Genomic DNA, 22,377 nt, shown 5'->3' with positions numbered 1-22,377 from the left:
CACTCGACGGGATCGGGCGGGTCACGAGATCGAACCGATCCGTGATCGCCGGCGCGATACCTGGGTAGCCTAGGCGCATGAGCGCGCCCCGCAACGCACGACGGACCCCCGCCGCCCTCGCCATGGCGGCGATCGTCGCCCTGGCATTGACCGCCTGCACCGGCGGTGGCGACGAGGGCACGACCACTGATGGAGCGCAGGGCTTCCCCGATGACGGCTGCACGCACATCGCGGTCGCGACGTCGTCGGAGAAGGTCAACATGCTCGACGAGCTGGCCAAGGCGTTCAAGGACTCGCCCGAGCACAAGGGGCTCGAGACCTGCGCGACGGTGCGTCCGACCAACGTCTCGTCCGGCAATGCGACGCGCTTCCTCACCTCCGGCGACGACTGGCCGAGCGATGACACGTCGCTCTGGCCCACCCTGTGGTCTCCGGCATCCACCGTCTGGACCGACCGCGTCGCGGCGGCCGCATCGCCCAGCCTCGTCGGCGAGCCGAAGTCGTTCACGCGCACGCCCGTGGTGTTCGGGATGCCCGAGCCCATGGCCACCGCCCTCGGCTGGCCGAACACCCCCATCAGCATCACCGACCTGGAGAACCTCTGCCAGGATCCCGACGGCTGGGGCAGTGTCGGCAAGGACATCTGGGGTGCGTTCAAGATCTCGAAGACGAACCCGAACACCTCGACCACGGGACTCTCGACGATCCTCATGCAGTCGTACGAGGCGACCGGCAAGGCCGAGGGACTCACCTCCGCCGACGTCGAGGCCTCAGCCGACTTCTCCCGGGTGTTCGAGGAGTGCGTCATCCACTACGGCGACACCACCGGCAACGTGCTCTCGACGCTCTACGACGAGACGCAGAACGGCTCGAACGGCTCGGCGTACGTCTCGGCCGTCGCGCTGGAAGAGACCTCGCTGCTCAACTACAACCAGGGCAACCCCGACTCGCACACCGTGCAGCCGGGCGAGACCCTGACCCCGCCGAAGACCAAGCTCGTCGCCGTCTACCCCGAGGGCGGATCGATGTGGTCGGACAACCCGATCACCGTTCTGGGCGCCGACTGGATCACCGCCGACCAGCGCACCGCCGGCGAGGCCTTCGCCGCGTTCGTGCAGACGACCGCGGCGCAGAAGATCCTTCCCGACTACGGCTTCCGCCCGCTCGACGAATCGGTGCCGCTGGGCGACCTGTTCACCGCGAAGTTCGGCGTCGACCCGGCGCAGCCCACCGTGACGCTTCCCAAGCCCGATGTCGACGTGATCTCGACCGCGATCGACCAGTGGACGCAGGTGCGCAAGCCCTCATCCGTGCTCGAGCTCATCGACATCTCAGGCTCCATGGACGACCCGATCGGCGACGGACGCTCTCGCCTCGACGGAGCGATCGAGGGCGCGCAGTCGACCCTGAACCACTTCCGCCCGACCGATGAGATCGGCGTCTGGGCGTTCACCACCGGCATCTCGTCCGACGAGGGCGAAGGCATCCAGGTGCTGCGTGACGTCGACGCCCTCGGGTCGGATGGCGAGAAGCTCGACTCCTCGCTCGACGACCTCCGGTACGCGCAGCGCAACGGCACCCCGCTCTACGACTCGATCCTGCTGGCCTACGAGGCGATGAGCGAACGAGCGGAGCCCGGGCGCATCAACGCGATCGTCGTCCTGTCGGACGGTGAGGACACCGATTCGAGCGTCTCGCTCGACTCGCTCATCGCGAAGATCGGCAAGAGCACCAAGGAGGGCGGTGACGACGCCCCCGTGCGTATATTCCCGATCGCGTATGGAGAGGGCGCCGACACCTCGGCGCTGCAGCGGATCGCGGACGTGACCGGAGGACAGCTGTTCGACGCCTCCGACGCGGAGCGCATCGACCTCGTGTTCGCATCCGTCATCAACAACTTCTGAGGATTCCGGTGCCGTCTCTCTCCGCGTCGAACAATCCCTGGATCGACGATGCCATTGCGGGCATATCCGGGCAGAACATCTATGTCGACCCCGACGTGTCCGGTGGACCGGCGCTGACGGACGCTCTCACGAGCGTCGCCCCGGGCGACGGCTCGATCGCAGTGGTGGTGCTGCCGGCGGATGCCGCGCGCGACACCCCGTACAACACCTACATCCTCGAGCAGCTCACCGCGGGCGCGAGTCAGCAGACCGTGATCGTCGCGATCGGCGATGACCTGCAGGCGGCATCGGCGACGATCGACGACGCGCTGCGCATCGCGAATGAGAACGAGTCCTCGGGCGGGAGCCTCAAGGATCAGCTCGTCGAGACGGTGCAGGAGATCTCGGCCGAGACACCGACCTCGTCGGGTGACGACACCCTCGTCGCCAACCCCGTGATCCCGTTCGTGATCGGCGGGGTCGTGCTCGTCGCGGCCGCGGTGACTGCTTTTGGCCTGATCGCTCGGCGGCGACGCCGTGCGGCGCCTGTGTCGACGGATCCGGTGCCCGCCGGCATCCGTCTGCGAGTGAACCGTCTGCGCGAACTCCGCGCCGACTACGCCGCGGTGCCGGGCAGCCCGGTGGCGGCCGAGACGGCGGCGGGGATCGACGCCCTCGCGTCGCACGTCGAGCAGCTGTTCATCCGTCTCGACGCCAAGGCCGGCGAGGATCAGAGCGTGCTGGCCGAAGCCGAGTACTCCGACAAGCTCGCTCGTCTGGTCGCCGCCCTCGACCGCGACTATCTGCTCGACCTGCTCACCCGACCCGACCTGTGGGATGCCCCCGACGAGCGCATCGCCGAGGTGCGCGAAGCTCTGTCGTCGGTGACCACCCAGATCGTCGACAACATCAAGCAGGTCAACGCCCGCAAGGGACTGCAGTTCCAGGTGTCGCTCGACTCGCTCATCGGTCGCAGCGAGCTGCGCGACTGGGAGCGCCAGTTCAAGCAGAGCTCCGGGGACTGACCGATGAAGACCATCGGAGTGCTCGGCGGCATGAGCTGGGAATCATCGCTCGAGTGGTACAGGCTCGCGAACGAGCGCGTCCGCCATCGGCTAGGCGGACACCACTCCGCACGCATCGTGCTGGACTCGGTGGACTTCGCCGAGATCGAGGCCATGCAGGCGCGCGGCGACTGGCACGCGGCCGGCACCCTGCTGGCTGATCGTGCACGTGCCCTGGAATCCGCAGGTGCCGAGCTGCTGGTGCTGTGCACGAACACGATGCACCTCGTCGCCGACCGGATCGAGGATGCCGTCGGCATCCCGTTCCTCCACATCGGCGACGTCGCCGCGCAGTCGGTCGCAGAGGCAGGGGTCCAGACCGTGGGCCTGCTCGGGACCGCGTTCACGATGGAGCAGAGCTTTTACCGCGATCGACTGACGTCCCACGGCATCCGCTCGATCGTGCCCGAAGCCGACGATCGCGCCGTCGTGCACTCGATCATCTACGACGAGCTCGTGCACGGGCAGATCGTCGAGGCCTCACGGCGACAGATGGTCGAGATCATCGTGCGACTGGTCGATCGTGGGGCGGACGGGGTCATCCTCGGATGCACCGAGCTCGAGTTGCTCGTCGGAGCCGAGGACTCACCGGCGCCGGTTTTCCCGACGACCGCGCTGCACGTGGAGGTCGCCGTGGACCGCGCTCTCGCCGACGATTGACCTGAGGTCACCCGCACGCGGCACTCGATCGCGCGTAGGCTCGCGTCATGAGCAGCGCCGTCGATGTCGTGCAGAGCTTCATGACCGCCTTCCAGCAGCAGGACCGCTCGGCGGCGGAGCATCTGATGGCCGAGGACTTCGACTTCACCAGCCCTCAGGACGACCACCTCGACAAGGCGGCGTGGCTGCGGATCTGCTTCCCGACGGCAGACCACTTCGACGCGCCGTCGACAACCCTGCAGCTGCTCGAGGTCGACGGCCTGGTGCTGCATCGCTACGAATACCACGTCGACGGGGTACGGTTCCGCAACGTCGAAGCGCTGCGGGTGGACGCAGGCCGCGTACGCGCGGTCGAGGTCTACTTCGGCGGCGCAGTCGACCGAGCGTGAGCCGCTTCCGAGTCATCAGTACTCGAGCGCTCGCGCTCCTGTTCGAGCCGAAGGGCACTGTGAACACCGCTGGTTCGGCGGCCTCTTGACCGCGATGCTGCGGGCTCAGCGCATCGGAACGGCGGCGTCGACCACACGACCGTCGACGAGGTGCAGCACCCCGTGCATGCGCGGGAGGTGCACGAGGTCGTGGGTGACGAGCAGCGTCGAGGTGTTCCGCTCGTCGGTGAGCCTCAGGATGAGGTCGATGATCGCGGCCCCACGTTCCTGATCGAGCGCGCTGGTGGGCTCGTCGACCAGCAGCACACTCGGATCGTTCATCAGGGCTCGAGCGATGTTCACTCGCTGACGCTGTCCGCCGGAGAGCTGGTGCGGCCTCTTGTGACCGTGCTCGGCGAGGCCCACCGCAGCGAGCAGTTCGTCCGCGTGGGCGGCCGCGCTGGCGCGATGGCGCCGGCTGTGCGGGGCCCCGAGCTCGTTCATGACGCTCAGCTGCTCGCGAGCGGTCAGCGAGGGGATGAGGTTGGGCTGCTGGAAGACGATCCCGATCCGATCCCGCCTGAGACGCGTGGCCTCGGCGGGGCTGAGTGCCGTGACGTCACTCCCGTCGATGAGGATCTCGCCGGAATCCGGACGCAGGAGGGTGCCGGCGACGGCGAGCAGACTCGACTTGCCCGAGCCGCTGGGTCCCGTGATGCCGGTGACGGTTCCGGGGTGGGCGGTGAGGGAGACGCCGTCCACGGCGGTCACCCGGGAGTCGCCGTCGGGGAAGGTCAGGGTGATGTCATTCAGGCGGATCATCGGTTGCTCCCGAGGGCGGTGAGGGGGTCGGCGGAGGTGACGGAGCGCAGGGCGAAAGCGGCGCCTGCGAGGCCGAGGGCGATCATGATGCCCCCAGGAAGGATGGTCGTGATCGGGCTCAGCAGGAACGGGAGGGCGGTGCCGGCGAGCAGGCCGAGCACCATGACCAGCCCCAGACCGACGCCGATGCCCACCAGCAGCACGACCAGCGCCTGGCCCAACGCGTCGCGGATCAGGGAGCGCGTGCTCGCGCCGAGCGCCTTGAGGACGGCGACGTCGCCCTTTCGCTGCATGGTCCAGACGGTGAAGAACGCCCCGATGACGAGTCCTGAGATGCCGAACAGCATGGCCACCATGAGCAGGAGCGAACCGATCTCGGAACGGAAGGCGCTCAGCGCCGTCAGCGATCCGAGGGTCGTCTCGGAGATCGTGTCGTCGGCCGCATCCGCGGCATCCCAGTCGGGGTCGCCGGAGACGGCGAGGACCGTGGCGTAGGCATCAGGGTTTCCCGTGGATGCCGAGTACGCCTGCCAGTCGTGCAGGGTCATCTGCACGACCGGCGTATGGCTGTACCAGGCGTCGCCGTCGATCGTCTCGACGTCGTAGGAGACGCCGGCGATCTCGATCTGCTCGCCGACCTTCACGGCGAGCGCATCCGCGGCGGGAACCGACAGGCGCAGCCGGCCGTCCCCGGAGGGCGCACTCGCGTCGAAGCCGGGTTCGACGCCGAACACAGCGATCGCGGCGCGGGTGTCGTCGGTCTCGGCGCGGGTCTGGCTGATGCCGAGGGGGCGCGCGTCGGTCACGCCATCCCTCGACGCCCAGTCCTTCGCCTGCTGCTCGGTGATCGTGGAGTCGGCGAAGCTCGCCGCGCCGTCGCCACCCGAGGGCGCGGAGAACACGATCCGATCAGCGGGCAGTGCGAGCACACCCGACACGTTCTGGATGGCGAGGCCACCCGTCAGGCCGCTGAGGAACCCGACGAGAAGGGTGATGAGGGCGACGACAGAGCCGATGAGGATGAATCGCCCCTTGGCGAAGCGAAGATCGCGTAACGCGACGAACATGATGAGCCTTTCCTGTCTCCGATGCGGCGACCATTCCACTTTCGCCGCCTGCGTCGTCGCGGTCATCGGCCACCGGGACGGGCTTTCGCACCCAGGAGGAGGACGCCTGGATCGTCCTTTCGGACGATGCGGCCGATCCGTGCGTCGGCGTAGAGTTCGATCCATGGCGCATACCGCTCTGACCCCGGTGTTCGTGGGTCTGCGGACGGGTCTTCACGTTCTCTTCTTCGCCCTGACGGGAGTCGTCATCGCCCGTGCGGTGCTCGACCCGTCGGATTCGAGCGCCGCCGCGATCGTCCTCGCCGTGGTCGTCGCCGCGACCTACGCGTCCGGACTGCTGCTCACCCGTCTCTCCCGTGGACGACGGGTGATGTCACTGATCTGGTTGGCCCTGCTCTCGGCAGAGTGGCTGGGGTTGCTCTGGCTGAGCGCCGATGCCGCCTACCTCGTCTTCCCTCTCTTCTTCCTGTTCCTCCACCTTCTCGGGCGATGGGCGGGATCCGCCGCGATCCTTGTGGCGACGATCGTCGCGGTCTGCGCGCTCGGCATCCACGGCGGGTGGAGCGTCGGCGGGGTCGTCGGCCCGTTCGTCGGCGCCGGCGTCGCCCTCCTGATCGGCCTCGGCTATCAGGCGCTGGCGAGAGAGGCGCAGCAGCGAGAAGCGCTGGTGCGCGAGCTGCTCGCGACCCGCGGACAGCTCGCCGCACGGGAGCACGAGTCCGGCGTCCTCGCAGAGCGCGCCCGCCTCGCCCGTGAGATCCACGACACGCTCGCGCAAGGACTCTCCAGCATCCAGATGCTGCTGCATGCCGCAGAGCGCGCCGACGACGCGCGCCCGGGGATCGAGCACATCCGACTCGCTCGCGAGACGGCCGCCGCGAACCTCGTCGAGGCGCGCCGGTTCATCCGCGAGCTGACGCCTCCCCAGCTCGACGACCAGACCCTCGGCGGGGCGCTGCGCCGACTGGCGCGAACGCAGTGGGCCACGCAGGGACTCGACGTGCAGGTGCGGGTGTCCGACACGATCGTCCTGCCCATGTATCTGCAGACGGCGCTGCTGCGCATCACTCAGGGCGCGATCGCCAATGTCATCCAGCACGCTCACGCCACGACGGCGACGGTCACGATCAGCCTCGACGGCGACCGCCTCCACTTCACCGTCGACGATGACGGCACCGGATTCGATGCAGAACTCCCTGCATCGGGGACCGTCGAGAAGTCCGATTCCTTCGGTCTGCGTGCCACCGCCGAGCGGGTGCAGCAGCTGGGCGGAAGGCTCGAGATCGACACGGCATCCGGCCGGGGAACGACACTGACCGTCGACCTCCCGCTCACGGAGTTCGCATGATCCGCCTCGTCATCGCCGACGACCACCCCATCGTCCGCGCCGGGCTCACAGCCCTGTTCAGCCTCGAGCCGGATCTCGAGGTGGTCGCAGAAGCGTCGACACCCGACGAGGCCGTCGCCTGCGCCGAGCGGGAGAATCCCGACGTCGTGCTGATGGACCTGCAGTTCGGTTCCCAGTCGCAGGCCACGGGCGTGGACGCGACGCGACGCATCCGTGCGCTCGAAGCTCCGCCCTACGTGCTCGTGCTCACGAACTACGACACGGATGCCGACATCCTCGGCGCCGTCGAGGCCGGCGCGAGCGGCTACCTGCTGAAAGACGCCCCACCGCATGAGCTGACCGCCGCCGTGCGCGCGGCGGCAGCCGGAGAGAGCGCGCTCGCGCCGGTGATCGCCTCCCGCCTGCTCGACCGCATGCGCGCGCCCCGCGTCAGCCTCAGCAGCCGTGAGATCGAGGTGCTCGAGCTCGTCGCCGCCGGGCGATCGAACAACGAGGTGGCAGAACAGCTCTTCGTCAGCGAGACGACTGTGAAGTCGCATCTCGCACACATCTTCTCGAAGCTCGACGTCAGCTCACGCACCGCCGCGGTCTCGGCGGCTCGCCGGAAGGGGATCCTGCGCTGACAGGTGGTGCGACCGCGAACCTCAGATGTCGTAGACGGCGCGTCGGTGCGCGACGCGGACGACCGTCACGAGCACCTGCTCATCGATGATCTCGTAGAGAACCCGATAGTCGCCGACTCGTAGCCTCCAGGCGTTGTCGTACCCGGCCAGCTTGCGGCATCCGTGCGGACGCGGGTCGCGCTCGAGATCGGCCACCCCGCCGAGTATCCGTCGGCGGATCTGCGGGTCGAGCTTGCGGATCTCTCTGGCAGCCGCCGTCGTGAACTCGACCCTAAAGCGCGTCACGCGACTTCTGCGCGCAGCTCATCCAGCGACACCCGCTGACCGTCATCAGCCGCTCGAGCGGCCGCGAACTCGGCGGCGTCGCGGGCGGCCTCGAGCTCTTCGAGCAGCTCGAGGTCATCGACGCTGATCACCACGGCCGTCAGCTTGCCATGGCGCGTGACGCCCACGCGCTCTGAGCCGTAGGCGACCCCGCCGAGTACATCGGCAAGGCTGTCACGCAGATCCTTCGAAGGTACGCTGCGGGTGATCGTGTTCATGTGTCAAGAATATCACTTATGTATATAATGCTGATATTGTACGTCGCTGACTCACGCCTGCGGCGCCTCTGCGACTCTCCGCGCCTTGCGCGCGCGGCCATCTTGACGAGGTCCACCGGAGAGAGGGTGCGGCCTCTTGTGTCCGTGCTCGGCAAGGCCGACTGCGCGCAGCAGTTCATCCGCGCGGATGGCCGCCCGAGGGGGCGCCGCGCAGCGACGCCCGACGCCACCCACACCATGAGAGGGCAAGAGGAATCAATGCCACCAGCCAGGACGCGGGCCCGCTGAGCGCAATAGTCAGGATCCCCCCTCCCAGGACAGTGAGTCCCGCGCACAGGGACTTCGCGACCAGTTCACCCAGGCCGGACATGACTGCGGGACGGGTGATCGACACACCCTGGAGCGACGCGCGGAGAAGGAACACGGACGCTACCACCGGATAGAGAACCGCAGACAACTGCAAGTACGTCGTCGCGGTCGCGGTCACCGCCGGGTCACTGCTCGACAGGAACGCCTGTGCGATCCGATCGGCCAGCAGGATGACGACGATGCTCTCGATCGCCGCGAGAGCAGTACACATCACGCTCGCCTGTCTGACGCCACGACGGACTCGGCCCATGTCCTCAGCCCCAGCGTTCTGAGCACAGTAGACCACCATGCAGATTCCGAACGCTGCGAGAGGCGCGAGAGCGAATCCCTCCACGCGCATCCCGATCGACACACCAGCGATCGCGGCTGCGCCGAGGGAGTTCGCGGCTGCCTGCAGTAAGACGTTTCCCACCCCGATGCCCGCGGACTGGAACGCCATCGCCGCACCCTGGCGACCCTGTGTCCCACCGGCTACCGGAGCAAGCGATGTCCGCACACGCAAGTGGGGATGGGATCGCAGGAGAATCAGGAAGCTCACCAGCGCTGTGCACAGACCCGCGCCCTGTGTCGCGAGCCCCGCACCCACCACCCCCAGGTGCGCACCTCCGACAAGCCACAATGCGAGAAGTGCGTTCACCATGCCACTGATGAGCATGAGCACCGTCGGAGACGTACTGTCACCCAACCCGCGGATGGTGTGGGTGCAGAAGTTCCCGAACGCGGTGAGTGGCAAACCGACGCAGAAGATGAGGTAGAAGGTCGTTGCATCCGAGCGAAGGTCCATTGGAACGCCGATGAGCGCCATCACGATCGGTGCTGTCGCCGCGAGGAGCGCCCCGAAGAGCACGGCACCCCCGACAGCGATGACAGACCCCGTCCAGAACCGACGACCTACCGCGATCGCATCGCCGGCGCCGTGCGCATGCGCGATGTGAATCGTGAGGCCGGCCGTGAATGCGAAGACTGTGCCGAAGAGCAGAGAGACGAGACCGAATGACGATCCCACCGCAGCAAGTCCGTGCTCGCCGACGAACCTGCCGAGTATCAACGCATCCACTGTGTAGTGCGATTGTTGAATCACGTTGCCGATCCAGATCGGGACGATGAAGCGAAGGATCGCCCTCCAGGGCGGGCCTTCCAACAGAGCCCGGGCGCGGGCACGCGCGCGCACCTCACTCATCGGTGAGAGCGAGGATGGACACGCGCACTCTGGACGCAAGGCGAGCGAAAGTCTCTCGGATCACTTTCGAGTCCGCGGACGTGTTCAGCTCGTTCGCGAGTCCACGAAGCGACCCGGGTGCGAGCGTGCGCGCAGCCTCCGTCGCGCACGCGACTGCGAACCCGTCGAGCGGCTGCGCCAATCGTGCCGCCAGAACAACTTGGTCGACGAGGACGGACGCGGCGCCCAGGAGCGCGGAGCGCAGCCGCACATCTTCGACGCCGTCGATGAGGGTCGCGGTTTCATCGCTGACCAGTGAACTCATCAGCGCGCCGACCTCCCCCCAGTGGTCGCGTTGTCCACGGATCACCCACCGTGCCTGCGGGTCACCCGGCGCCTCATAGGAGCTCGGGGTACCGATGGTCCAATGGACGGACGGTAGGGCGGTGAAATCTTCGTACGGCTTCTTCCGCCACCAAGAGGACGGAGCTACCCAGTCCGGAACGAACGTGGTCGCTCGGCGCAGACCCTGTCCGGTGTTGCCGACCAGGCTCGGCAGGTGGTCGTGCTCCACCAGGTTCGGGTTGCTGACGTAGTGACGAAGTTTGTTGTCGCGCGCGTACTGAAAAGCGGCGTGGTCGTCGGGTAGATCAACATCGCTGCGTCCGAGGGCGTCCGCGAACCTGTGGGCGTGATGTACGGGCAATACCATCGCGACCGTCGCCAGATACGTGTCGGGTTGACGCACCCAAGGGAGGCCCGCGAACGCAGCGACACGAACGGCGTGAGAGGTAAAGGAACCCCACTCCGAGAACAGGCTGAGGGCGGCTGTCGGTTGAGATCGCACCGCGTCACGCACCTGTGTGGTGAAGTGCGGGTGTAGACGGACATCATCTTGGATGACGAGGTGATGGGTCGCGGATTCGCACCAGGGACGCCAGGCGAGCGTCGCCACCCGCACCGAGCTAGGTGGGCCGGAGGGGTCGGGGTCGAAAACCACCCGCGTAGGCAGATCCGTCAGATCTGCGGCGAGAGCGTCAGCCTGAGCAGCTCTTATCGGGTGTGCCATCACCGACACACTGATCTTAGGAACCGGGGAAGCGATACGGCCGATCATCGCCCGTCGCCTCCCTCGAGTCGCAGAACCAGCCCGTCCACGAAAGCGCCCCTTTCGGCCGCTTTCGCACGCTTTCGTGCGTCAACCGCAGCGCGTTCAACGCCGAGCGTGCCCATGAGAGCATCCAGTACTTCAAATATGTCGGCGAGCTCGTCGACGTTCGGCGTGGCGTGGAACTCGGCAGTCTCCTCGAGGAGCTTCGCCATCAGGAAGCTAAGGAGTTCCTCGTGGCTGGTCACTGTACGCACGTGCACGCTGATCCCGCTCGCGCGCATGATCTCGGGCACCCGGTCACGCACGAGCTTCTCGAGGGTCATGTCAACATCTCGACGATCTCCCCGTCCTCGGCCAGCGGCGCTATGAGCGAATCGGTCATGGTTAGATCGTCGACAGAGTCGCGGACCTGGCTCCACGGCGGTCGTTCACCGGTGATATCCACCGCAGGGCCCCACCGGACGCCTGCGTCATCATCACCCGGGAGCACGACCGCCGCCCCCAGCCGCTCCGCTCGGAGACCGTTGGCGGTGCGCTCGGGGTTGATCCCAGGAAGGACAACCGAGCTGATTCCGTGCGCCAAGCATGCGGATGTGATTCCGTGACCTCCGTGGTGAATGGCAGTGCGAAGCTCCCCGCCGATGCTGGCGAGATCCCAGAGCGGCGCCACCGCGTAACGCGCACCGAGCTGTGAAGCGAGGCCCTTCGCGCTCCTATGGTCGCCTGTCGCGACAAAGATTGATCCCTCCCAGTCGTTGAATGCGGCCTCGAACTCGGCGGTCTCTTCTCCGACGGTCCGATAGAACAGCAATGAACGCCTCGGACCGGACACGCTCTCTGCGGCATCCGCGAGTATCCCCGTATGGACGACGTCAAGACCTGTCGAGACTGCGACCGGCTCCAGGCGAGGCGAGCTGGGGATGGCGATGCGTCCCCGACCGAACAGTTCTCGCACGTCACTGTCGAGCGGCAAGAGGTGATGTTCTTCCAGGATCGCGTTGATCGCCGGTAGCGGGTGCCGCCAGATCGGTGCGTCGGGTTCATCAGGGAACCGATACCCAGGTAGTTGGTTGTCCTGGCACACCGTGACAACTGGTACTCGATCGATCGAGCAAGCGATCACTGTGGAGAGGCGGTTGTCATTGATGACGACGCCTGGCCGATACGAGCTGATGTTCGCTCGGTCCCACTCCACTGACCTACGCAGAAAACCCTCATCCGCCCATTGCGTCCACGGGTCTGCCTCCTCGGCCCATTGCGGGTAGAGGAGTGGGTCGATGTCGCTGTTGATCCTGTCGATCATCGACAGGTGCACGGCGGCATCGTGGGAAACGAATGACGTCCGCCATGCGTGTGCGCGAAAGGCCCGGGCAATCCGAGCCAAACGAGTGATATGACCGTTCCCCCTTCCCCACGAGACGAAAGCGGCTGCCTGAGCTGTCACGACGCGACCGTGAGGTGATTGGCGAGCTGCTCGACATCACGGTGAGACCTCGCGGAGTCAGCTTGCGCACCCGGGAGGAACGGAAATTGCTCCCAGTCGGCGCGTTCTGGGTGATTCAGAGCTGTGGCGATCACAGTGCGAAGGTAGTGGGGCTCAAGATCGTGGCTGACAGGAAGGAATTGCTTCGGACGTCCGTTCCCGCCGATCACCACGTAGCCGTCGGTCTCAGCCCCGAGCTCGACCACCTCCGACCAGGAAACAACCGCCCGACGTTGTGTGAGCGGTATGAGCTCCTCGAGGGGCGGCACTGCGCACGGGATGAGGTGCACGTGCACGTGATGGCACAGACGCTCACCCGGCCTACTGCGGATACAGTGGCCGGTCCGACCGTGTTCGAACAGCGCGTAGTCACCGTACTTCTCGATCATCGCTTCGCCGAGCGCGCGCTCGATGTTATCCATCCTGGTCGCCAGGTCGATTGTGAGGTCTGCAGCCGACGGGTAGTGCTCGGTGGCAAAGATGAGCAAGTGCCCAGCCGCGAGCGGCGCCGGATCCGAACAGACTTTAAGGCCGCCACCTTCCCAGACAATGCGTGGGTTGTCTTGGCAGAACACACATTCCGGATCAGGGGCATACGTGCTCATGCGGCAATCTCCTTGGTCAGTTTCGTGCATGTGGCGCCGACGGCCTCAAGTGCCGCGTCTACGTCGCCCTCGGTGGCGGTCGCGCTGAGACTGATCCGAACCGTGCCTCCGCCTTCGATGGTGCCAAGCGTGTGGTGCGCGAGTGGTGCGCAGTGGAGCCCGGTACGCACGAGCACGTCGTGATCCTCTTCGAGCGCTTCACCGACTCGGGATGACGCAACCCCTTCAACAGTGAAAGAGAGCACCGGAACGGACTCGTGCGCGACGGCAGGATCGACCATCTGAATATGAGCGATGTCCCTGAGCCCGGCATCGAGCAGGGCGCGAAGCCGCGAGAGCCGAGCTTGACGTTCCCGTACGGCGGAGACCGACAGCTCTGCGACTGCGGCGCCCAGACCAGCAATGCCGGGACCGTTCGGGGTGCCTGCCTCCTGCGACCACGGAAGCCATCGAGGCGCGCTCTGATTCTCCGAGCGTCCCCCGGACCCTCCAACGAGGAACGGGTCCAGGTCGATACCGTCTGCGATGACCGCCCCGCCCACTCCTTGGGGGCCACCGAGGCCCTTGTGGCCGGCGAAAACCAGGACATCTGCCAGCCCGGCTTCCACAGGTATGTATCCTGCGGCCTGAGCGGCGTCGATGATGAGCAGGACTCCGTGCATGCGACACAAGGCCGACACCGCCTCGACGGGGAGGACACAACCGGTGACGTTTGATGCCCAAGTCATGACGACGCCGGAGACGCCGCCGCCCTCGAGCTCCGTCGCAAGCCACTCGAGATCGACTGGGGCGTGCACGCTCCCTGGGATCACCTCGTGGCGCAGGAGACCCTGCTCCACCTGAGCGAACAGAGGCCGGGTGACGGAGTTGTGCTCCCACGCCGACGTGAGAACTCGACCGCCACGGCGGCTGAGGTGGTGTATTGCGCTATTGAGCATCATCGTGGCGTTCAGTCCCAAGACAACCCGATCAGGGTCTTTTACGAGGAAAACACCTGCCAACGATTCGCGTGTACGCCAGATCTGCTCTTCGGCCCATCGTGACATTCGGTGTCCTGAGCGCCCTGGATTCGCCCCTGCGATCAAGTACTCGGACATTGCCTCTGCGACTGCAACAGGCTTCGGCATCGAAGTGGCAGCAGCGTCGAGATAGAGCAAAACGTACCCCCCTGGGTCATAACCATCGATGACGCCAAGATAGGAAGGATCCTAAACAAAAGCAATATACGATCCGGCCCTCGCCCCTCCGAGGTCGGAACCCGTCGGTTCAGGCGGCAGGCGCAGCGGTCGACGCACGCACGATCAGCTGTGAGCCGAGGGTCACGACGTCATCGATCGCGGTGCCGTTCATCGCCTGCAGCAGCAGGTCGACGGCGAGGGCTCCGCTGCGCTCGATCGGCATCCGCACCGTCGTGAGCGCCGGCGTGACCGCGCCCGCCAGGTCGATGTCGTCGATTCCGACGATGCTGATGTCGGCGGGGCATCGCTTGCCGAGCTCGAGCATTCCGGCCTCGAGACCCAGTGCCACGAGGTCGTTGTACGCCACGACGGCGGTCGCCCCACTCGCCGCGGCGAGCGCGGCAGCCGCGCGACCTCCCTGGATGGATGCGGCGTGGTGGCTGAGGCGGGTGAGACGGATGCCGTGGCTCTCGCACGCCCGTGCGACGGTGTCGGCTCGGCGGATGTCGGCCCAGGAACCGCGCGGTCCTGAGGCGTAGGCGATGTGGGTGTGGCCGAGCGCGGCGAGGTGCTCGATCGCCTGGCCCGGCCCGTTCTCGGTGTCCATGAGCACGCAGGGCGCGCCGTCGATCTGGCGGTTGACCACGACGCAAGGGGTGTCGCCCACGAGGGCGAGCACCTCGTCGTCGGGCAGTCGCGGCGAGCACAGCAGCATGCCGTCGAGCTTGCGGGCCTGCTCGATCTGCTCGCGCTCGCGGCGCAGGTCCTCGTCGGCGTCGAACAGCACGATTCGGTGGTGCCCATGCCATGCCTGGCCCTGGATCGCCTTCAGCAGCGTGGCATAGACGGGGTTCGACACATCGGGTACGACGACACCGAACGTGCGGGTCGCGGTGACGGACTGCGGGGCGGCGTAGCCCAACTCGGTCGCCGCTTCGAGGACACGGCCGAGGGTGCCCGGGGCGAGGCGGTCGGGCTCCCCGAACGCGCGCGACGCGGTGGCGATCGACACGCCTGCGTGCCGTGCCACATCCGTCAGTGTCGCCGCCATCTTCTGCTCCCACCCTCTCCGTCATCCTACGGTCCCTCGACGGGATGAAAGATGGCTTGACAAGTTTGTACAACTCATTCACACTGTTTGCAGGACGATCATCGCCGATCACCCATCAGGGTGCCCGGCCCAGAGCGAAGGAGCCGACGCGTGAGCATCGAGACACCGGTCCTGCGCCGCACCACCCCCGCGAGCGCCACCCCTGGAGCCACCCCCTCCGCAGCAGGCATCCTGCACCTCGGACTCGGCAGCTTCCACCGCGCGCACCAGGCCGTCTACACGGCCGCAGCTCTCCAGGCCGCGGGGGGCGACTGGGGCATCGTGGGCGTCGCATCGCGTTCTCGATCGATCGTCGACGCCATGCACGCGCAGGACTTCCTCTACTCGGTCGCGACTATCGCGCCCGACAGCACCTCGCTCTCGATCCCCGGCGTGCACACCGACGCCTTCGTCGGCGCCGAGCAGCCCGAACGAGTCGTCGCCCAGATCGCCGACCCCGGCATCCGCATCGTGACCCTCACCGTCACCGAGAACGGCTACAGCTACTCGCCGGCCACCCAGCACCTCGATCTCGACGACGACGCCGTGCGCGCCGATCTCCGTGGCGGCGCCCCGCGCTCGACCATCGGCCAGCTCGCCCGCGGTCTCCAGGCGCGCGCCGCAGCCGGTGGAGCACCGATCTCGATCCTCAGCTGCGACAACCTCTCGGCCAACGGCAAGCACACCGCGAAGCTCGTCCGCGAGTTCCTGCAGGAGCTCCCCGGCTCCGAGGGCGCGGACGCACTCGCCTTCCTCGACCGCGGCGTGACGTTCCCGTCGAGCATGGTCGACCGCATCGTGCCGTCGACCACTCCGGAACTCCGCACCCGGGTCAGCGCGCTGCTCGGCGCTCGGGATGACATCCCCGTGCCCGCCGAGCCGTTCACCATGTGGGCCATCGAGGACGCGTTCGCGGCCGGTCGTCCGGCATGGGAGGCCGGCGGCGCCGTCTTCACCAGCGAGGTCGCGCTCTACGAGCAGATGAAGGTTCGCCTGCTCAACGGCACGCACTCCCTCATCGCCTACCTCGGCGCCCTCACCGGCGTCGGCACGATCCCCGAGGCCATTCGCGTCGACGGTATCGCGACGGCGGCCCGTGCCGTGCTGAACGACGAGTACGAACCGTCGATCGAGGTGCCCACCGGCGTCGACATCCGCGCCTACGAGAGCGAGCTCTTCGAGCGCTGGGAGAACACGGCCCTCGGCCACCGCACCAGCCAGGTCGGCACCGACGGCTCGGTCAAGCTGCGCCAACGCATCCCCGAGCCTGCGCTCCTCGCCCTCGGCCGCGGCGACATGCCGCACCTGATCGCACTGACGGTCGCCGGCTACCTGTCGTGCATCGCACCGCTTCCCGGGTTCGATCCCGGCCTGCACGCCGCCGCGATGACCGACGCCTCCCGAGAGCGCCTGGCCGGATTCGCCGCCACCGCCCGAGGCGGTCGCGAGCTCGCGACGCGCGTGATCGCCGAGCTGCACCTGTTCGGCGCAGAGCTCGGGGCGGAGGTTGCTTTCATCGCACGAGTCGGAGACCTGATCGACATCATCCGTCGGCAGGGCGTCGACGCCGCGATCACCGATGCCGTCTCGGCATCACAGTCCCCCACATCATCACTCATCAGCGCAGAGGAGATGCAGCCATGAAGGCTCTCGCCATCCACGGCAAGGAAGACATCCGCTGGGAGGACCGCGAGGTTCCGACCCCCGGCGACGGCGAGGTGCGCCTCCGCGTCAACTACGTCGGGATCTGCGGATCCGACCTGCACTACTACTTCCACGGCGCCAACGGTGAGTACACGATCCGTGAGCCCCTGACCCCCGGTCACGAGCTCTCGGGCGTCGTCGACCTCGACCCGTCAGGTCGCCTGGCTCCCGGCACCCCGGTCACGGTTCACCCCGCGCGCTACGGCCCCGAGGTGCCCGGCCTCGAGGACCGCCCGCACCTGCGCCCCGGCGGCGACTACTTCGGCAGTGCCGCGGCGAACCCGCACCGCCAGGGCGGAGCATCCGAACTGCTGATCGTCGAAGACCACATGGTCCGCGTGCTGCCGGCATCCCTGCCGCTCGAGCGCGCGGCCCTCGCCGAGCCTCTGGCCGTCGCGATCCACGCCGTGAACCTCGCCGGCGACATCGCAGGCAAGCGCGTGCTCGTGATCGGCGCAGGGCCCATCGGCCTCCTCGTCGTGGCCGCCGCCGTCAACGCGGGGGCATCGGTCGTCGGTGCCAGCGATGTGCGCGAAGAGCCCCTCGAGCGGGCGAAGAACCTCGGCGCGACCGAGGTCTCGCTCGTCGGCCGCGACACGATCGACAACGAGTCGTACGACGTGGTCTTCGAGTGCTCCGGCGTCGGAGTCGCGCTCACGCAGGCCGTCCGCGCCGCCCGCCGTGCCGGCACGATCGTGCAGGTCGGGATGCTCCCCAATGCCGACATCGGAGTGAACCTCGCCCCGATGCTCGCCAAGGAGCTCACGATCCGCGGCGCCTTCCGCTTCTCCACCGAGATCGACGACGCGGTCGCGCTGCTCGCCGAGTCCGACGCCCTCGACTCCGTCATCTCCCACGTCCTCCCGGCATCCGACGCCGTCCAGGCCTTCGAGCTCGCTCGCGACTCGTCGGCCTCGGCGAAGGTCCTGCTGTCCCTCTAGCCGCATCCCCTCCGCGCCACCCCGCGCACCCCACCCTGTTCCTGGTCCGAAGGAGTACCTCCCATGTCAGAACCGCAGACGACGGCCACGGCCGCCGACCCCACCGCGAAGAGGTCCGTCAAAGACCTCGTTCGCGCCGCCATCTCGGGATGGCTCGGCACGGCCCTCGAGTTCATGGACTACCAGCTCTACTCGCTGGCCGCCGCGCTCGTCTTCGCCGACCTGTTCTTCTCGTCCGAGAACCCGGCAGTCGCCGTCGTCGCCGCGATGGCCACCTACGGCGTCGGCTACGTCGCCCGCCCGGTCGGTGCGTTCTTCTTCGCACGCCTCGGCGACAAGACCGGCCGCACGAAGGTGCTGTTCTACACGATCCTCCTGATGGGTCTCGCGACCACCCTCATCGGCTTCCTGCCGACGTACTCGCAGGTGGGCGTGCTCGCTCCGATCCTCCTCGTGCTGCTCCGCATCGCGCAGGGCTTCGGTGCGGGTGCCGAGATCTCGGGTGCGGGCGTCATGCTCGCCGAGTACGCGCCGGCCAAGCGCCGCGGCATCATCGCCTCGCTCGTCGCGCTCGGCACGAACTGCGGCACGCTGCTCGCCTCGGGCATCTGGGCGATCCTGCTCGTCGCGTACAGCGAAGACGAGGTCATCGCCTGGGCATGGCGCATCCCCTTCATCGCCAGCGCGGTCATCATGCTCTTCGCGATCTGGGTGCGGTTCAACCTCAAGGAGACCCCGGTCTTCGAGGAGCGCGACGACGTCGTCGACGGCAAGGCCCTCTCGCGCGAAGAGGTCGTGAAGCTCGCCACCGAGACCAACGACATCCGCACGCTCGAGGCCATGCAGCGCAAGCCCTGGAAGGCCTTCTCGATCGCCCTCCTGCTGCGCTTCGGCCAGGCCGGCAACTCCGGAATGATCCAGACGTACCTGATCAGCTACATCACCGTCGTGCTGCTGCTCGACCGCTCCATCGGCGTCAACGCCGTGATCGTCTCGTCGCTCGTCGCGTTCATCACCGTGCCGCTCTCGGGTTGGCTCGGTGACCGCTTCGGCCGCAAGCGCATGTACATGGTGTGGGCGATCATCGCGCTCATCGTCATCGTCCCGACCATGCTCATGATCAGCAGCAAGGACACCGTACAGGTGTTCGTGGGCTACGTCGTGCTGCACAACCTCGCGGTGATGAGCTTCGCCTCGCTGGAGAACCTGACTCTGCCCGAGCTCTTCGGCTCGCGCAACCGCTACACGTTCACGGCCATGGCACGCGAGATCGCCGCCATCGTCGCGACGGGCGCGGGCCCGGTCATCGCCGCCGCGTGGGTGTCGGCCGTCACCGGATCGTTCATCCCGATCATCATCATGCTGTTCGTGTTCACCCTGTGCGCGCTCGTCGCCTCGATCTGGATGCCGGAGGTCGCAGGCCGCGACCTCACGGACCCGCGCGACGCGATCTGATCGCCCCTCACATCACGACCCGGGGTGCGGANCCCCACACCCCTCACCCCGCACCTCCAGGAGAGAACGACATGACCATCGAGATCGTCGACGTCAACATCACCAGCCCCGGACGCAACTTCGTCACGCTCAAGATCACGACCTCCGACGGCATCGTCGGCCTGGGCGACGCCACGCTCAACGGACGCGAGCTCGCGGTCGCCTCGTACCTCTCCGACCACGTCGCCTCGATGCTCGTCGGCCGCGACGAGGACCGCATCGAAGACACCTGGCAGTACCTCTACCGCGGACCCTACTGGCGTCGCGGTCCCGTGACCATGGCCGCGATCGCCGCGGTCGACATGGCCCTGTGGGACATCAAGGCCAAGAAGGCCGGGATGCCGCTGTACCAGCTGCTCGGCGGCGCGAGCCGCGAGGGCGTCCGCGTCTACGCCCACGCCTCCGGCACCGACTACGCCGCGCTCAAGAACGCGATCACCGGCTATGAGGAGCTCGGCTACACCGCGGTGCGCGTGCAGACCGGCGTGCCCGGCCTCGGCCAGATCTACGGCGTCTCGTCGACCGGCCCCGGCGTGCGCTACGACTACGAACCCGCCAAGCGCTCGGGCGACCGTCCCAGCGAAGAGACCTGGGACACCCGCAACTACCTCAACCACATGCCCGGGATCTTCTCGAAGATCCGGGAGGACTTCGGCACCGACCTGCGCATCCTGCACGACGGGCACCACCGGATGTCGCCGATCGAGGCCGCGCGCTTCGCGAAGGACATCGAGCCCTACGACCTGTTCTGGCTCGAGGATTGCACCCCGGGTGAAGACCAGACCGCGCTGCGCCTGGTGCGCCAGCACTCGACGACGCCGCTCGCGATCGGCGAGGTGTTCAACTCGGTCTTCGACTACCAGACCCTCATCACCGAGCGTCTGATCGACTACGTGCGCTCGGCGGTCACCCACACCGGTGGCATCACGGCCATGAAGAAGCTGCTCGACTTCGCCGCGATCTACGGCATCAAGTCGGGCATCCACGGCCCGACCGACATCTCGCCCGTCGGCATGGCCGCGGCGCTGCACCTCGACCTCGCGATCCACAACTTCGGCATCCAGGAGTACATGCCCCACAACGAGCAGACGCTCGAGGTGTTCCAGACCTCGTTCACGTTCGACAAGGGCTTCCTGCACCCCGGCGACAAGCCCGGGCTCGGTGTCGATCTCGATGAGGATGCCGCGGCCGGCCACGAGTACACCAAGGCCTACCTGCCGGTGAACCGTCTGCTCGACGGGACCGTCCATGACTGGTGAGGTCAGCCGGGTCCCGCTGTCGCAGCGCACGGTCGACTCGCGTCTGATCGTCGTCGCTCGGGCGAAGCGCGCGGAGGACTACGACGCCGTGCTCGACGTGCTGGTGGATGCCGGCATCCGCAGCGTCGAGCTGACGCTGACCACGCCCGGCACGTTCGAGCACTTCCCGAACCTGGTCGCGCGGTTCGGCGACACGATCGACCTCGGCATCGGCACCGTCACCAACACCGATGATCTGGCACGGGCGATCGAAGTGGGCGCGGCCTACATCGTGACGCCGATCACGTCGACCGACTTCGTCACTCAGGCGACGGATGCCGGTGTGCCGATCGTCCCGGGCGGACTCACGCCGACCGAGCTGTTCGCCTCGTGGTCTGCGGGCGCCTCTGCGGTAAAGGTCTTCCCCGCGGGGCAGGTCGGGCCCTCGTATCTCAAGGATCTGCGCGGCCCGTTCCCCGAACTGGTCGCCGTGCCCTCCGGTGGCGTCGACCTCGCCGGCGCCGAAGCATGGCTGCGTGCCGGGGCGGTCGCCGTGAGCGTCGGCGGTCCGCTGCTCGGCGATGCCTTCGCCGGCGGCGATCTGCAGGCTCTGCGCGAGCGCGCTGCGTCCTTCGTCGAGGTCTGCGCGCGGGAATCCGCGTGACCTCGCCGTCTGTCGTCACACTCGGCGAGACCATGGCGCTCGTGCGCACGACCGAGATCGGCTCGCTGCGGCACGCGAACGCGATGGCCTTCGGCATCGGCGGCGCCGAGAGCAACGTCGCGATCGGTCTCGCGCGGCTCGGTGTGGCGGTGTCGTGGCTCGGACGCGTCGGCGACGACTCTCTCGGCGAGCGCGTGGCCCGTGAGATCCGCGGAGACGGCGTGCATGTGCATGCCGTGATCGACGCAGAGGCGCGCACCGGACTGATGGTCAAAGAGCGCCCGTCGGCATCCTCCACGGCCGTGCACTACTACCGTGCCGGGTCTGCGGGATCCCGCCTGCGCCCCGAAGACCTGCCCGACGGCTGGATCGAACGGGCATCGCTGCTGCACATCACCGGGATCACTCCCCTGCTCTCCGACACCGCTCGGGATGCCGTGCACGCGGCGATCGACCGCGCGCGAGCATCCGGTGCGATCGTGACCTTCGACATCAACTACCGCTCCGCACTCGCATCGCCCGAGGCTGCAGGCCCCGTGCTGCGTGAACTCGCCGAACGCTCGGACATCGTGTTCGGCGGCGAAGAGGAGTTCGCGATCCTGTACCCGGAGACCTCCGTCGCGGTGGCCGCGGCACGGCTGCGGGATGCCGGGTGCGCGACGACCGTCGTGAAGCTCGGCCCTGCCGGCGCCGCCGTGATCACGGCGGACACCCTCGTCGAAGCAGGTGGATTCACGATCGAGCCCGTCGACACGGTCGGCGCGGGAGATGCCTTCGTCAGCGGGTATCTCAGCGCGTTCCTCGAGGGACTCGACGTGGATGCGACCCTGCACCGCGCGAACGCCTGCGGCGCCATGGCCTGCCTCGTGCCCGGCGACTGGGAGGCGGCACCGACCCGACGCGAGCTCGAGCGCTTTGCAGACCGGGATTCCGATCCTGTACGTCGCTGATCCGGTGCGGATGC

The 22,377-nt window shown here is 67.4% G+C and carries 23 protein-coding genes; 12 read left to right on the top strand and 11 right to left on the bottom strand.

Annotated elements, in window-relative coordinates; all coding sequences use genetic code 11:
* Positions 1-77: 77 nt before the first annotated feature.
* Genes ACTJKH_RS09490 through ACTJKH_RS09475 form a run of 4 tightly spaced genes read left to right on the top strand, consistent with a single transcriptional unit; the run spans position 78 to position 3,996 of the window.
* A complete protein-coding gene (locus tag ACTJKH_RS09490; protein ID WP_259161171.1) occupies positions 78-1,904 on the top strand; it encodes a substrate-binding and vWA domain-containing protein in 1,827 nt (608 codons plus the stop codon).
* Positions 1,905-1,912: 8 nt separating this feature from the next.
* Positions 1,913-2,908, top strand: coding sequence for a hypothetical protein (locus ACTJKH_RS09485; protein WP_440736685.1), 996 nt, complete (start codon positions 1,913-1,915; stop codon positions 2,906-2,908).
* 3 nt (positions 2,909-2,911) lie between these two features.
* Positions 2,912-3,607, top strand: coding sequence for an aspartate/glutamate racemase family protein (locus ACTJKH_RS09480; RefSeq protein ID WP_440736684.1), 696 nt, complete (start codon positions 2,912-2,914; stop codon positions 3,605-3,607).
* A gap of 47 nt (positions 3,608-3,654) precedes the next feature.
* The gene (locus ACTJKH_RS09475; RefSeq protein ID WP_440736683.1) at positions 3,655-3,996 is read left to right on the top strand and encodes a DUF4440 domain-containing protein; all 342 of its coding nucleotides are present in this window, start codon (positions 3,655-3,657) and stop codon (positions 3,994-3,996) included.
* Between the two features lie 105 nt (positions 3,997-4,101).
* On the opposite strand, the gene ACTJKH_RS09470 is transcribed toward ACTJKH_RS09475, so the two are convergent.
* Positions 4,102-4,797 (bottom strand): ABC transporter ATP-binding protein, encoded by a 696-nt coding sequence (locus ACTJKH_RS09470; RefSeq protein ID WP_440736682.1) that lies wholly within the window; start codon positions 4,795-4,797, stop codon positions 4,102-4,104.
* Positions 4,794-5,864 (bottom strand): FtsX-like permease family protein, encoded by a 1,071-nt coding sequence (locus tag ACTJKH_RS09465; RefSeq protein WP_440736681.1) that lies wholly within the window; start codon positions 5,862-5,864, stop codon positions 4,794-4,796. Before ACTJKH_RS09465 ends, ACTJKH_RS09470 begins: the two co-directional genes overlap by 4 nt.
* A gap of 163 nt (positions 5,865-6,027) precedes the next feature.
* Here ACTJKH_RS09465 and ACTJKH_RS09460 point away from each other — a divergent pair, with 163 nt between their 5' ends.
* Positions 6,028-7,212: a sensor histidine kinase gene (locus ACTJKH_RS09460; RefSeq protein ID WP_440736680.1), complete on the top strand. Its 1,185-nt coding sequence runs from the start codon at positions 6,028-6,030 to the stop codon at positions 7,210-7,212.
* A complete protein-coding gene (locus ACTJKH_RS09455) occupies positions 7,209-7,835 on the top strand; it encodes a response regulator transcription factor (RefSeq protein WP_440736679.1) in 627 nt (208 codons plus the stop codon). Before ACTJKH_RS09460 ends, ACTJKH_RS09455 begins: the two co-directional genes overlap by 4 nt.
* A 21-nt stretch (positions 7,836-7,856) precedes the next feature.
* On the opposite strand, the gene ACTJKH_RS09450 is transcribed toward ACTJKH_RS09455, so the two are convergent.
* The 9 genes from ACTJKH_RS09450 to ACTJKH_RS09410 all read right to left on the bottom strand — a co-directional run bounded on the left by ACTJKH_RS09450 (position 7,857) and on the right by ACTJKH_RS09410 (position 15,333).
* Positions 7,857-8,120, bottom strand: coding sequence for a type II toxin-antitoxin system RelE family toxin (locus ACTJKH_RS09450; RefSeq protein WP_440736678.1), 264 nt, complete (start codon positions 8,118-8,120; stop codon positions 7,857-7,859).
* Positions 8,117-8,377 carry a type II toxin-antitoxin system prevent-host-death family antitoxin gene (locus tag ACTJKH_RS09445; RefSeq protein WP_210096507.1) on the bottom strand — a complete coding sequence of 87 codons (261 nt, stop codon included), beginning with the start codon at positions 8,375-8,377 and terminating at the stop codon, positions 8,117-8,119. Before ACTJKH_RS09445 ends, ACTJKH_RS09450 begins: the two co-directional genes overlap by 4 nt.
* Positions 8,378-8,552: 175 nt before the next feature.
* A complete protein-coding gene (locus ACTJKH_RS09440) occupies positions 8,553-9,926 on the bottom strand; it encodes an MATE family efflux transporter (RefSeq protein WP_440736677.1) in 1,374 nt (457 codons plus the stop codon).
* Positions 9,919-11,022 carry a hypothetical protein gene (locus ACTJKH_RS09435; protein WP_440736676.1) on the bottom strand — a complete coding sequence of 368 codons (1,104 nt, stop codon included), beginning with the start codon at positions 11,020-11,022 and terminating at the stop codon, positions 9,919-9,921. The genes ACTJKH_RS09440 and ACTJKH_RS09435 overlap by 8 nt, the downstream gene beginning before the upstream one ends.
* The gene (locus ACTJKH_RS09430; protein WP_440736675.1) at positions 11,019-11,339 is read right to left on the bottom strand and encodes a phosphoribosyl-ATP pyrophosphohydrolase; all 321 of its coding nucleotides are present in this window, start codon (positions 11,337-11,339) and stop codon (positions 11,019-11,021) included. The genes ACTJKH_RS09435 and ACTJKH_RS09430 overlap by 4 nt, the downstream gene beginning before the upstream one ends.
* A complete protein-coding gene (locus ACTJKH_RS09425) occupies positions 11,336-12,331 on the bottom strand; it encodes a hypothetical protein (RefSeq protein WP_440736674.1) in 996 nt (331 codons plus the stop codon). Before ACTJKH_RS09425 ends, ACTJKH_RS09430 begins: the two co-directional genes overlap by 4 nt.
* 125 nt (positions 12,332-12,456) lie before the next feature.
* Positions 12,457-13,104 carry an HIT family protein gene (locus ACTJKH_RS09420; RefSeq protein WP_440736673.1) on the bottom strand — a complete coding sequence of 216 codons (648 nt, stop codon included), beginning with the start codon at positions 13,102-13,104 and terminating at the stop codon, positions 12,457-12,459.
* Positions 13,101-14,261, bottom strand: a complete 1,161-nt coding sequence (locus ACTJKH_RS09415) for an aminotransferase class V-fold PLP-dependent enzyme (protein ID WP_440736672.1) — start codon at positions 14,259-14,261, stop codon at positions 13,101-13,103. The genes ACTJKH_RS09420 and ACTJKH_RS09415 overlap by 4 nt, the downstream gene beginning before the upstream one ends.
* A gap of 109 nt (positions 14,262-14,370) precedes the next feature.
* The gene (locus tag ACTJKH_RS09410) at positions 14,371-15,333 is read right to left on the bottom strand and encodes a LacI family DNA-binding transcriptional regulator (protein WP_440736671.1); all 963 of its coding nucleotides are present in this window, start codon (positions 15,331-15,333) and stop codon (positions 14,371-14,373) included.
* 150 nt (positions 15,334-15,483) lie between these two features.
* On the opposite strand from ACTJKH_RS09410, the gene ACTJKH_RS09405 reads away from it, so the two are divergent.
* The 6 genes from ACTJKH_RS09405 to ACTJKH_RS09380 all read left to right on the top strand — a co-directional run bounded on the left by ACTJKH_RS09405 (position 15,484) and on the right by ACTJKH_RS09380 (position 22,363).
* A complete protein-coding gene (locus ACTJKH_RS09405; RefSeq protein ID WP_440736670.1) occupies positions 15,484-17,016 on the top strand; it encodes a mannitol dehydrogenase family protein in 1,533 nt (510 codons plus the stop codon).
* Positions 17,013-18,017, top strand: coding sequence for an L-idonate 5-dehydrogenase (locus ACTJKH_RS09400; protein ID WP_440736669.1), 1,005 nt, complete (start codon positions 17,013-17,015; stop codon positions 18,015-18,017). The genes ACTJKH_RS09405 and ACTJKH_RS09400 overlap by 4 nt, the downstream gene beginning before the upstream one ends.
* A 63-nt stretch (positions 18,018-18,080) precedes the next feature.
* Positions 18,081-19,472, top strand: coding sequence for an MFS transporter (locus ACTJKH_RS09395; protein WP_440736668.1), 1,392 nt, complete (start codon positions 18,081-18,083; stop codon positions 19,470-19,472).
* Between the two features lie 71 nt (positions 19,473-19,543).
* Complete coding sequence (gene manD / locus ACTJKH_RS09390) at positions 19,544-20,770, top strand: D-mannonate dehydratase ManD (RefSeq protein ID WP_210096502.1); 1,227 nt, start codon at positions 19,544-19,546, stop codon at positions 20,768-20,770.
* Complete coding sequence (locus ACTJKH_RS09385; RefSeq protein WP_440736667.1) at positions 20,760-21,413, top strand: bifunctional 4-hydroxy-2-oxoglutarate aldolase/2-dehydro-3-deoxy-phosphogluconate aldolase; 654 nt, start codon at positions 20,760-20,762, stop codon at positions 21,411-21,413. The genes manD and ACTJKH_RS09385 overlap by 11 nt, the downstream gene beginning before the upstream one ends.
* Positions 21,410-22,363, top strand: coding sequence for a sugar kinase (locus tag ACTJKH_RS09380; RefSeq protein WP_440736666.1), 954 nt, complete (start codon positions 21,410-21,412; stop codon positions 22,361-22,363). The genes ACTJKH_RS09385 and ACTJKH_RS09380 overlap by 4 nt, the downstream gene beginning before the upstream one ends.
* Positions 22,364-22,377: the final 14 nt, after the last annotated feature.

The organism is Microbacterium sp. 22215, assembly GCF_052045655.1.
Lineage (GTDB): Bacteria > Actinomycetota > Actinomycetes > Actinomycetales > Microbacteriaceae > Microbacterium > Microbacterium phyllosphaerae.
Note: the sequence above shows the minus strand (reverse complement) of the source record. Positions and strands in the feature narration are given on the sequence as shown.